We start from the raw sequence: 973 nt of genomic DNA on the forward strand, positions 1-973 counted from the left end.
TACACAGGCTCCTACAACCGAGTCGCTGCCTTTGCCAGAGTGTGGAAGGCTCAGTGTCATGCGACTGAGCAGACATCAGGGCGAGGCGTTTTTGTGCCCCTGGTCTTCGGCGCTGGCGAAGCCTTCCAGTTTGACTGGAGCGAGGATTGGGCTGTCATTGCGGGTGTGCGCACCAAGCTGCAAGTGGCTCACTTCAAGCTCAGCCACAGCCGAGCCTTCTATCTACGGGCCTATCCGCTACAAACCCATGAGATGCTGTTCGATGCCCACAACCGTGCCTTTGCGGTGTTGGGAGGCATCCCTAGGCGAGGTATCTACGACAACATGCGCACAGCCGTTGATCGTGTCGGCCGTGGCAAGCTCAGAGAGGTCAATGCCCGCTTCAGTGCGATGGCCAGCCACTTCCTGTTCGAGGCACAGTTTTGCAACCCGGCCTCGGGATGGGAGAAGGGTCAGGTCGAGAAGAATGTTCGGGACGCTCGCCATCGTATCTGGCAATCTGCACCAGCGTTTCCGACACTCAGAGCCCTCAACGATTGGCTAGAGCAACGGTGTCAGCAGTTATGGCAAGAGATTGCGCATGGCCAATTGCCTGGCTCTGTCGCGGATGTTTGGGTCCAGGAGCGCCCAGCCTTGATGCCCATGCCTCGTCCGTTTGACGGCTTTGTCGAGCATGCCAAACGGGTCTCGCCCACCTGCCTAGTTCACTTTGAACGCAATCGCTACAGCGTGCCAGCCTCTTATGCCAACCGGCCTGTGAGCTTGCAGGTTTATGCCGACCGCCTGGTCGTCGTGGCCGAAGGCCAGTTCGTCTGTGAACACCCGCGCATCATTGAGCGCAATCACCAAGGCTCTGGGCGTACGGTCTATGACTGGCGCCATTACTTGGCCGTATTGCAGCGCAAGCCTGGCGCATTGCGCAACGGTGCGCCGTTTGCCGAGTTGCCAGACGCATTCAAACGACTGCAAGCTT

General features: G+C 58.7%; 1 protein-coding gene. It reads left to right on the top strand.

Annotated features, from left to right (window positions below):
* The coding region (gene istA / locus SJH88_RS19175; RefSeq protein WP_274755395.1) for an IS21 family transposase at positions 1–973 on the top strand (973 nt) is incomplete at both ends.

It is taken from the genome of Comamonas sp. GCA5 (assembly GCF_036541385.1).
GTDB classification, from domain to species: domain Bacteria; phylum Pseudomonadota; class Gammaproteobacteria; order Burkholderiales; family Burkholderiaceae_C; genus Comamonas; species Comamonas aquatica.